The organism is Marinagarivorans sp., from assembly GCF_982758155.1.
In genome coordinates this window covers 1-10,512 of the sequence record NZ_CEXWTU010000179.1, presented here as the reverse complement: position 1 = coordinate 10,512, position 10,512 = coordinate 1, and the positions used below count along the sequence as shown (strand labels likewise).

Annotated in this window: 9 protein-coding genes; 1 reads left to right on the top strand and 8 read right to left on the bottom strand. The window is 48.3% G+C overall.

Features of this window, described 5'->3' with window-relative positions:
* Positions 1–223 precede the first annotated feature (223 nt).
* The 5 genes from AC3A8L_RS16065 to AC3A8L_RS16045 form a co-directional block, all read right to left on the bottom strand.
* Positions 224–796, bottom strand: coding sequence for a hypothetical protein (locus AC3A8L_RS16065; RefSeq protein WP_487963288.1), 573 nt, complete (start codon positions 794–796; stop codon positions 224–226).
* Between the two features lie 199 nt (positions 797–995).
* Positions 996–2,144 carry an ABC transporter permease gene (locus AC3A8L_RS16060; protein ID WP_487963287.1) on the bottom strand — a complete coding sequence of 383 codons (1,149 nt, stop codon included), beginning with the start codon at positions 2,142–2,144 and terminating at the stop codon, positions 996–998.
* The gene (locus AC3A8L_RS16055) at positions 2,137–2,898 is read right to left on the bottom strand and encodes an ABC transporter ATP-binding protein (RefSeq protein ID WP_487963286.1); all 762 of its coding nucleotides are present in this window, start codon (positions 2,896–2,898) and stop codon (positions 2,137–2,139) included. Before AC3A8L_RS16055 ends, AC3A8L_RS16060 begins: the two co-directional genes overlap by 8 nt.
* Positions 2,891–4,495, bottom strand: a complete 1,605-nt coding sequence (locus tag AC3A8L_RS16050; RefSeq protein ID WP_487963285.1) for an alpha/beta hydrolase — start codon at positions 4,493–4,495, stop codon at positions 2,891–2,893. The genes AC3A8L_RS16055 and AC3A8L_RS16050 overlap by 8 nt, the downstream gene beginning before the upstream one ends.
* Positions 4,496–4,514: 19 nt before the next feature.
* Positions 4,515–5,432, bottom strand: coding sequence for an HPP family protein (locus tag AC3A8L_RS16045; protein ID WP_487963284.1), 918 nt, complete (start codon positions 5,430–5,432; stop codon positions 4,515–4,517).
* 113 nt (positions 5,433–5,545) lie between these two features.
* Here AC3A8L_RS16045 and AC3A8L_RS16040 point away from each other — a divergent pair, with 113 nt between their 5' ends.
* The gene (locus AC3A8L_RS16040; RefSeq protein WP_487963283.1) at positions 5,546–6,085 is read left to right on the top strand and encodes a DUF3833 domain-containing protein; all 540 of its coding nucleotides are present in this window, start codon (positions 5,546–5,548) and stop codon (positions 6,083–6,085) included.
* A 163-nt stretch (positions 6,086–6,248) separates the two neighbouring features.
* Here the strand turns inward: AC3A8L_RS16040 and AC3A8L_RS16035 are convergent, their stop codons facing one another.
* The 3 genes from AC3A8L_RS16035 to AC3A8L_RS16025 all read right to left on the bottom strand — a co-directional run.
* Entirely contained in the window at positions 6,249–7,625 is a 1,377-nt protein-coding gene (locus AC3A8L_RS16035) for an HDOD domain-containing protein (protein ID WP_487963282.1), read from the bottom strand.
* Between the two features lie 144 nt (positions 7,626–7,769).
* Positions 7,770–9,863, bottom strand: coding sequence for an ATP-dependent DNA helicase RecG (gene recG, locus AC3A8L_RS16030; RefSeq protein ID WP_487963281.1), 2,094 nt, complete (start codon positions 9,861–9,863; stop codon positions 7,770–7,772).
* A partial coding sequence (locus tag AC3A8L_RS16025) for a hydrogen peroxide-inducible genes activator (RefSeq protein ID WP_487963280.1) occupies positions 9,856–10,512 on the bottom strand: 657 nt, incomplete at its 5' end. The genes recG and AC3A8L_RS16025, both read right to left, overlap by 8 nt.

Below are 10,512 nucleotides of genomic sequence, written 5' to 3'. Positions count from 1 at the left end.
AAGGTAAGGAGGTCGAGATCAAGTATTAGTGGATGAAATATTGTTTCCTCGTCCCAGATGACTCGCTGTGAATATGCTTATCATATTAGGTAACCCAAGGCCTATTTTCCAGCTGACATTCTATTCAGTGCTTGTGAGAAATTGACTACTCTATGTGCGGGCAATGACACTCAATATCTTTTTGTTATGTTTGTTGGTGTGCGCTTTTAGGTTGAAGCTTAGATTAACCCGTGAAGAATTTCAGTGCGCGGCTCATGATGGATCCCTTGCCGGTAATGATGGTTTTATAGTGACTGATAAGATGCTTGTTCGGGTCAATATAACAATGAATTTTGGCCTCTTCGTAGTCATTGCGTTGACCTAGGTGCGCGACCAAAAAAACCTTGTATATCCCAGCTGTCGGCTCAAATCGACTTGAATGAGTGTCTAGGTAGCTCATGATGAGGTGCTTACCGTGGACTTCTTGTGTTTGAAACTGACAAAGTTGTTGTGCGTCTAGCTCGTCGAAAGGTGTTTGTGTGTAATCGCGGGATGCATTAAATGCGAGCACGGCACCACCATTGATAGAGGATTTCATATGGTTAAAAACGAATGCCGCAAGAACGATAATTCCAGCGCTGACGAAGAGTATTAACAGCGGTTTAATAACGGAGTTTTTACGTACAACCTTTTTGCTCTTTACATCAAGTTTAAAGCCGTGAGGAATCTTAAGTGAAGGAATAATTTCGTTATCCGTTTCACTATCAGACTTATTCTGATGAGCATCTGAGTTCATAGGTAACGTGTGCGCCGTCATTCTAGCCTCGGGTCAGTATCTAGCGTTGACCGGAGAGTGTTAAAACAGTCCATACCGCCACGCTTTGTGCGGTTATCCTAATTAATATAGACCATGGGCGCTAGTAGTTACCTAGACCGTTTTAAGTGGTAATAGCGCGTTGCTAGAAGCCCTTACCTTAACGGTTCTGCTGGCCGATTGGTGGTGACGTGAATGCCACTTATCGCAGTTTGAATGAAGAAACCCCAAGAGCTGAAAACACGCCGGCTAATAAAAAACATACGCTGGCATTCAGGATAATAAAACCAGGATGTAGGCTTAGGCCGCTTAATGCGTCAGTGATTAAAGCTTGGCTGCCTAACAGTGGGATAGCGGCTACTGTTAATGTGGTGGCCTTGCCAGAAAGTAAAACATACAGACCGGTAGCAGTCGGCAGTAGCGTGACTAGCTGGGTATAGGTTTGTGAATCTTTAAGGGAGCGGGCACGTAGTGAAATGAACAACAGCAGTGAATTGGCTAAAGCAACCAACGGTACCAGTAGAATAAAAACGCGAGCATAATCGAAAGCTGATAAATCCACCCGCAAGCCTAGATCAGCCGTGGGGGCGTAGCGAATAGCCAAAAACTGGCCGAGTAATGCCATGGTCATTACGATTAAGGAAAGGCTGCAGGCCATCAACCATTTACCGAAAAATAGCCAGTGCTTTGCGACGGGAACCATCAATAGCGTTTCCAGTGTTCGTCCTTCCCGTTCTCCAGCGGCCATTTCTGTTGCAACGCCAGCGCAGGCGATAAAAGCCACTAAGACCAAAAATAAGGGTACTGAGCCTAAAATACGCATGGCCATTTGTTGCTCGCGCGCGGTATTCACATCAAATATTTGCCCTACTTGCGCTGCTTGCGGGCTAACGCCTCGTAGAATAAGGCGCTGAGCGCCTAAGGTTTGGAACCACTGGCCGGTAATGGCTTTAACGCGATTTGCCGTGGCGTGATGATCGTTGCGTGAAAGATCCCAAATCAATTCAATATTTGCTAGGCGTTGGCTGCGAAAATTATCGCTAAAGGTATCGGGAATACGTAACACCATCGGCACGCTGCCGTTGCGAATTTCCTCTTGAGCATTGCCGGTGAAGGGCGTTGTATTAATACCCGCTGCCTGTAATTGAGCGATAAGAGGCGCAGCATGCTCGGGGTTCATCACCGAAAGCACGAATTCAGGTTTATCTTTTTGCATAACAACCACAAAGCTCAGCACTCCATAGCTCGTTAGCGCAAACAGTAGTGGCATAATAAAAATAGGCAGTACGCCTTTAATATCTCGGCGGGTATCGAGCCATTCTTTCTTGAAAACAACCCATATTTTATTCATCTTCTGCGGCTCCATGGATTGTTTTATTATTTGCTTTGGTGTTGAGGCATAGGTGTGCAAAGGCTGATTCTAAGTCGGTGCAACCTGTTTGCTGAATAATAGTGTCTGGCGTACCACTGACAGAGACTTCACCGTGTGTAATAACGGTAAGTTGATCGCACAAGTGCGTAACCTCATGCATTAAGTGACTAGAAAATATTAAACAAATACCGTCTTGCTTTAACTGCTGTAACAGTGATCGCACAGCGCGGGTTGTTAATACATCTAAGCCATTGGTGGGCTCATCCAATATTAGGTACGGTGGTTCGTGCACCAACGCGCGCGCAAGTGCGACCTTCATGCGTTCGCCCTGAGAAAACCCCTGTGTTTTGCGATGCAGTATGGCTTCCATATCCAGTTGCTGAGCTAACACATCAATTCTGTGTTTTGTGTGCGATTTTGATATGCCATAAAGCTGAGCAAAATAGCGTAAATTCTCGGCGGCAGTTAAGCGGGTATAAAGGCCACAATTGTCGGGTAATACGCCCAGTTTTTTTTGCGCTTCTACGGGGTGTTTTACAACATCAATGCCATCGATATGCACTTGGCCGGCGTCGGGGGTGAGTAAGCCGCATAAAATACGTAAGCTACTGGTTTTACCCGCACCGTTAGGGCCCAATAAGCCCAGCGTTTGGCCTGGTGCAACACTAAAGCTTACGTCGCGAACGGCGCTGGTAGCGCCAAAGGTTTTTTGAATAGATTCAACATTAATCATGATTTTTACCCTCAGTGGCTGAAGCCTCTACTGGAGTAATCCGCGGATGTGCATGCTCAAGTAACGATGGCCCGGCACCGTCAATAAAGAATGAAACCGGTGTTATTTTTTCTACGCACTCGAGTTCTAAATTTTCAACACTGGCAGACTCAATAAAGTGGGCAATAATTTTAGGCATACAGCCAATGCCAGAGACTCCGTGATGCCCGCCTTCTACAATAATATGCTTAGCTTGCGTCATATTTTGGCTGGCCCATTCTCCCCAAAAGGGCGGGGTGACCGGGTCGAATTGACCTGAGGTGATAAGCGTAGGGGTATCGCTGGTGATTGGGGTGAATAGTGTCTTGATTGTGTCTTCGGTATTTTTTGGCATGGCTTTACATGCAGGGCTTAGGTCGTTGAGTTCGCTAAACGGCATAGGCGGCATAACAGACGGCGTAAGCCCCTGTTGGTTTGTGTGTGTTGTGCGTGGTATATGGGGCGCTTGGCTGTCCTCGGCGCACAAAATAGCGGCGTGCATGCCATAACTCATACCGTCATTCACGCTATCGCTCGCAATCTGAGCTAAATTCGAAAGTGGCCGGTAATCGTGTGCAAAGGCGGCATTAATGGCCATAGGGAGTAGGGCGGATAATTCTCGGTTATACAGCGCAAAACGCACCCAGTTAGACGCTAAAGCGGCGGTTACGGTAATTGTTAAAGCTTCTTGGGTGCGCGGGTGATGGAGTTGTGCGGTTGTGGGTGTTTTTGTTAGATGCTTAATGACTTGTTGCCACTTTTTGTTTAAGTCACCAAAAGTTTCTAGGCAGGCAGGTTGGGCTTCGCAAGCGATAAATAACTGTTGCAATGCGTGCGCCGCGTCGTGCTCTGCGTGGCGAGGTAGTGCAATTGCGCCGGGCGCTACACCGTCAACAATTACGGTACGGATCGCTTGCGGGAAAAGTTGTTGGTATTCCATTGCCACACGGGTGCCGTAAGAGCTGCCCCATAAGTTGAGCTGCGTATAGCCCAGTTGTGTTCTTACGCTCTCGATATCGAGTGCGGCCTGGCGAGTGGTTATCGCTGAAAGTGGCTGTGTTGGCGTGTTGTATGTTTCGGCGCATTGGATCAAAGTTTTGTTCATTGCGGCCACAAGTTGCGCGCTGGGTTGTGTTTGGTCGAGATCACTTACAGAGGCGCAGTTAAAGGGTGCGCTTTTTCCTGTGCCGCGTTGATCAATAAAAAGGATATCTCGGCTTTTTTGCACGGCGTAAAAAAAACGTAGATATTGCCACGCCAAAGAGACTGCGGAAGTCCCAGGGCCACCGGTAATAACAATTAAAGGGTCTTGTGTTGGAGTGCTGCGCGCTCGCGCCTTTAATACATTTAGCGTTATTGCTGGCGAACGTGTTGTTGGCGGTACTGTAATTTGCGTGCACTCTGCGCCATAAAAAGCCGTGCCGTGTTTGCTGTGCTGGCATGCGGTAAAAATAATATCTGCATTTTTATCGGCGGGAACTTCTTGCGCAAAAACAGGGTTTAGCGGTATTGCAGCGATGCAATTAATCAACAGTAATCTCAGCGGAATTTTGTACATTATTTTAATTCTTCTTGTCATTATTATTGCTTTTCGCCCTTTACATTGGCGCGATTGCTTGCAGTTGTTTTTTTGCCCATGCCGAAAACTCATAGCGACGACAGCTGCCTGAGTGTCTTTTTACGCCATTACCTTCGAGTACCGTATAAATCACAATATATTTTTCTGGGTCTGCATGAGGTGATTCATCAATGATTTTGCGCACAGCCCAGTCGGCACCGGGTTTATCATTAGAGTAGACGCCCCCGAGCTCAATGGTTAAATGCCCAGCTTGTTGTTTTGTTTTTTGCAAGGCGGTATTAATGGCGGGTAGCAACTGGTTTGTTGGGATGTGGATGTTGTGCTCACGAAGTGTGTCTTCCAGTATTTGAGGGTTCAGCTGTGCCGACGCGCTGGGTGCCATAGGCCGATATTTTATGCGTGATGCAGGGTAGCGCCGCCAGGGGAATAAATTATTAAAGATCATCGCAAAAGCAAAAATAATAATACAATTAATGAGCGTCGGCATAAGTAGGTACCAGTAGCCGAGTTCATGAATTGTAGATCCGCCGATAACCGCGGCAAGGGCTGTTGCACCGCCGGGTGGGTGGATCGAGCGCGTTATGTGCATTGCGCCAATGGCTAGGCCCACAGCGAGAGCAGCTGCGACTAACATATGAGGAATCAGCATAGCGCAGGTTACGCCCACAACGGCAGAGACACTGTGCCCTACAAATAAAGCCCACGGTTGTGACAACGGTCCATGCGGGACGGCAAAGAGTAAAACGGCTGACGCACCCATAGAAGGGACAACGGCGGCGGCACCCAGTGTACCGGTGATGCGAACGCTAAAGGCCGCAATGCATAAAATAGCGAGGCAACCACCAATTGTGGCTAGCCAGCGTTCAGCGAGCGCTGCACCATTTTGTATGCCGCTGAGTTGAATGCGGGATAGCCATTTGCGTACGCGTGTGCTCAAGGGTGTCGGTTGCCTCTACAGTTGCTCAATCGTTGCGAATACTTTTTTATCGGTTCGAGTCATACAATTTCTGCTATAACACGTAAAAGCTCAAAAACCAGTGTGAGGTTATTATGTTTTCCCGTTCTTTTATTCAGCTGTTTGGAGGTTTGTTTGTAATGGTGATGTTAACAGCTTGTTCTCAAGTAAAGGTAACAGACTATCAGCAATATGCACCTACTCTTGATTTAGAAAGCTTTTTTGATGGTAGTTTAAGTGCTCATGGTGTGGTTAAAAACCGCTCAGGTAAAGTCATACGCATGTTCAATGCGGATATTGCGGCAAGTTGGGACGAAGGCGTTGGGACGTTGGACGAAGCCTTTATCTTTGATGACGGAGAAAAACAGCGTCGCATATGGACTTTAACACCGACCGAAAATGGTCAGTATCTTGCTACGGCAGGTGATGTTACGGGAGAGGGTCAGCTAGAAGTAGCAGGTAATAGTTTATTCTTGAAGTATGTTTTGCAGGTACCCTATAAAGGTGATGTTATTGATGTGGCTGTTGATGACCGAATGTATCTGGTTAATGACAATACACTCATTAATGAATCAAAAATGATTAAATTTGGTTTTAGGGTGGGCGAGGTTTTACTGGTAATTACTAAGCATTAGCACACATTAGTAGCTACGGCATTAACGGTTAAATTCGTGGCCAATAAAAAGGGCTTGGTGTTTACGCCAAGCCCTTTTGGTATTGATGTTTTTGTTATTCAAGTTTTTTATTCAAGGATAAGCTAACCCGCAACCGGTTAATGAAACCGGTTAATCGATCGTGTTAGCTTATCATCTTTTCGGCAATACCATTTAACTCAGAGCAGGACTCGAGCACGTTATCGATGGTGGTTTCCGCCGTTTCTGGGTCTAGGTGTAAACCCTCGTAGAGTTTTGTTGGAATAGGTGCAGGAAGGCGGTTGCTGACACCTTTACGTGCTAGCAGTTGTTCTGCGATATAAATAAGATGTGCGTATTCTGCATGTTCACCTTGAAAGTTTGGATTGTGTTGCTGACGCAATGCAGTGACAACTTCGTTAGGCATACTCCACGTTTCTAGCAGCCAGCTGGCTATTTGACAGCTGCTTACCCCAACGATGTTTTGTTCCACGGCACTGCTTTGAATATGTGGGTTGGCATCCAAGTGACGGCTAATATTCGCGTAGTAGGGCGGAAATACATCGGCCAGTACAAGGTGTCCAAAATTGCACAGTAAGCCCGATAAATAAGACATGCCAAAAGCCGGGCGATGCTCTCTTGGAATACTCGTTACAAGGCCTTCTACTGCTGCCGCAATACATACAGCATGGCGCCAGTAGGCCGTTACTTGTTTCTCATTCATTACACTGCCAGACATGGTCTTACCGAGCGCTAAGCCCAGCGCAAGGTTGAGTACCATGTCAAAACCCAGTACACGCACGATGGCGTCGTGTACCGATTTAATTTTGCCGGGTGCTGAATAGTAAGGCGAAGCTGCCCAGCTAACCACTTGCGCGGCCAATGAGGGGTCTAGTTCTACAATATCGGTTAAATCGCTAATATCCGCATCGGGGTTGGCGCGCAGTTGAATAATTTTACGGGCTGTTGCGGGCAGTGGTGGTAGTTCTAGGGTGTCTTCTAAGCGTTGTTTGATGCGCAGTTGCGTAAAACGCTGCACCGACGCTGAAATTTGTGCGGTATCCCGTTCGCTGGACTGTGGTAGCTCGGGGGCTTGGTTGCCAATACGTGCAATATTGGCGGCTTTTATCATGGCGCAAAAATCATCGTGCGTCACTTCCAGCATTTGTTCGTGGTCGCCGGTTTCTAGCCAAAGCGTGCTGTACTCCAGTAAAGCACTATCCACCAACGTGGTGCAGTCCTGCCACTGGGGAATCGCTGGTACAGCGCTTAAACCGGCATGCTCGAGGGCCGCACGCAGATCTTCATTGGCTACCGCTTTTAGGTTGCGATTAAATTCGGTTGAGACGGCGTCTAAGTCGAGAATGAAGTTCCAGGGTAAAAGAACTTGCACACTACCTTGGCTGTCTTTGAGTAGAATCGATTTCACTAAGCAGCCAGCATTACTGGAAGAGCTAGCGGGTTGCTTGGGTAAGTGATCTCGCAATTGATAGTGAATGTTATTGGTTTCTAACATTTGCAAAATACCGGCGTTTAATGTCACAACGAACTCCTCGCTTAACGACTTTCAATCTGTCATTAAAATATAGCTGCTGGAGCCGGTAATTGTGGGCCATTGGTCGGGAAACGCTATAGATAAGTGGTTGTGTTATAACGATTTGGACGGAGTCTGCCGGCAATAGGCATTTTAAGCCTTAACGTATTCCTGTTGATTATTGAACCAGCGACTGACAAGGGCTTTTACAATATCGGGGTGATACTGCAATAACGTTTTGGCGACACCGTGAATACGTTCGATCATGTCGGCATCGCGCTGTAAATTAGCGAGCCTAAAGTGCATATCTCCGGTTTGCTGGGTACCTAAAAGCTCGCCAGGACCGCGCAGTTCTAAGTCTTTTTCGGCAATCACAAAACCGTCGTTAGAATTACGCAAAACCTCTAGGCGCGATCGGCCCTGCTTCGACAAGGGTTGGCCGTAAAGCAGAACACAGTGGCTCGCGCGCTGACCACGACCGACTCGGCCGCGAATCTGGTGCAGTTGAGCAAGGCCAAGACGCTCGGGGTTTTCAATAATCATTAAGCTGGCATTGGGCACATCAACACCCACTTCGATCACTGTTGTGGCGACCAGTAGGTGGAGTTCAGCGGCTTTAAACGCTGACATAACTTCGTCTTTCTCTTTACTTTTTAAGCGTCCGTGAACCAAGCCAATGGCCAACTCGGGCGCGGCCTCGCGCAATAGCGCACAGGTTTGTTCGGCCGCAGCGGCGGCGAGCGTTTCGGAGTCCTCGACTAATGTGCAAACCCAGTAGGCTTGCTGCCCGTCGGCACACGCGGCGCGAACACGGGCGATAATATCGGCACGTTTGTTTTGGTTAATCATCACCGTATTGACGGGCGTACGGCCGGGGGGAAGCTCGTCGATAATGGAGAGTTCTAAATCGGCATAGGCTGTCATGGCCAGGGTGCGCGGAATGGGTGTGGCCGTCATCACCAGCTGATGCGGGCAGTGTTCGCCACCTTTTTTACGCAAGGATAACCGTTGTTGCACGCCAAAGCGGTGCTGCTCATCAATGATCACTAGGCCCAGTTGTTTAAAAATCACATTATCTTCAAATAATGCGTGGGTACCTACGGCCATATGGGCTTCGCCGTTGGCGAGTTTTTCGAGGGCTTTGCGTTTTTGGCTGGCGGTAACTTTGCCTGCTAGCCATGCAACCTCAAAGCCTAATGCATTGAGCCACTGCTGAAAGTTATTGCGGTGTTGCTCGGCGAGAATTTCGGTGGGGGCGACTAAGGCCGCTTGATAGCCATTGCCTAGTGCACAGAGTGCGGCGAGTGCCGCGACCAAGGTTTTGCCCGAGCCCACATCGCCTTGCACTAGCCGATGCATAGGAAGGTTTAGGCTTAAGTCGGCTTCTATTTCCTGCAGTACTCGCTGCTGCGCATTGGTGGGCTTGAAAGGCAGCTGATTTAACAGTTTTTGTTTAAGCGTTTCATCCGCCGGTAATGAGGGCGCGGGGTCTTGTTGGTGGGCTAAACGTGTTTGCTGCACCGTGAGGTTATGGGCCAGTAATTCTTCAAATGCGAGCCTCTGCAGACAGGTGTGGGTGCCAGACATTAGGCTATTAATGTCAGCGTCTGGCGGTGGGTTATGGGCTAGGTGTAGGGCGTCGCTTAAGGTGCAGTTATTGAAATGATGACTTATTTCGACAGGTAGCAATTCATTGGGGGGGCTTTTATCTAGCATGTCGAGTGCTTGCAGCATAAGTGAGCGCAGGCGTTTTTGGCTGAGCCCGTCGGTTAAGGGGTAAACCGGTGTTAGTGTGTTTTCTAAGCCTTCGATATCATCCAATGATTCAACCGCTTGATATTCGGGGTGATACATTTCTAGCCCGAGTGCGCCGGGGCGTGGTTCGCCATAGCAGCGTAAACAGTTGCCTTCGGCTAGTAGTTTTTGTTGGGTCGCGGTAAAAAAATAAAAGCGTAATACGACTTGGCCGGTATCGTCGGCTAAATTGACGACCAAACTACGTTTTTTGCCAAAAACGACACGGCTGCTGGTGATGGCGCCTTGAATAACCGCAGGCTGCAACGATTGTAGCTCGACCATTTCGGCGATACGGGTACGATCGGCATAGCGCGAAGGCAGGTGAAACAGGAGATCTTGAATACTGTTGAGACCAAGCTTTGCCAGTGTAGCGGCCAACTTATCCCCTACGCCTTTTAAGCTGGCTACGGGAATATTTTGCAGTGGTATTTGTGCGTTAATATTAGGCATTAGTGTCTTTAGCGTAGCTTTGAAGAATGGCTTCGCGAACAACATCAATCGCTTTGTGGCGCGGGAAACTTGCTCGCCAAGCCAGTGCAACGCAGCGTTTTGGAGGCGTGCCGGTAAAGGGGCGCGTTGTTAATAGTGGGTTGCTATCGCCGGTGGCAGACTGTGGAAGAATGGTAATGCCAAAGCCTGAGGCCACCATATGCTTGAGTGTTTCGAGTGAACTGCCCTCGGCGGCAGTACGGATTAAACCGCTGGGGTCGCTGGCCTGTTGACGAAGGTTGGGTAAGGCCTCTAACACTTGATCGCGAAAGCAATGGCCTTCACCCAGCAGTAATACATTTTGGTTGGTAAGCTGCTCGGGCTCAATACTCGCTTGTTGTGCTAATGGATGGTCGCTCGCCATTTGCACCACGAAGGGCTCTTCGTAAAGCTTTTGGGTTACTACATCGGCTTCGGTAAACGGCAGGGCCACAATAATGGCATCAAGCTCGCCTTGGCGAATACGTTTGCGCAACGTGGCGGTATAGGTTTCGTCCACATACAGTGGCATTTTTGGGGCTAACTTGCGTATGGCGGGAATAATGCGCGGGATTAGATAAGGGCCAATGGTAAAAATAGCGCCAATGCGTAATGGCTCGCTAAGATGATA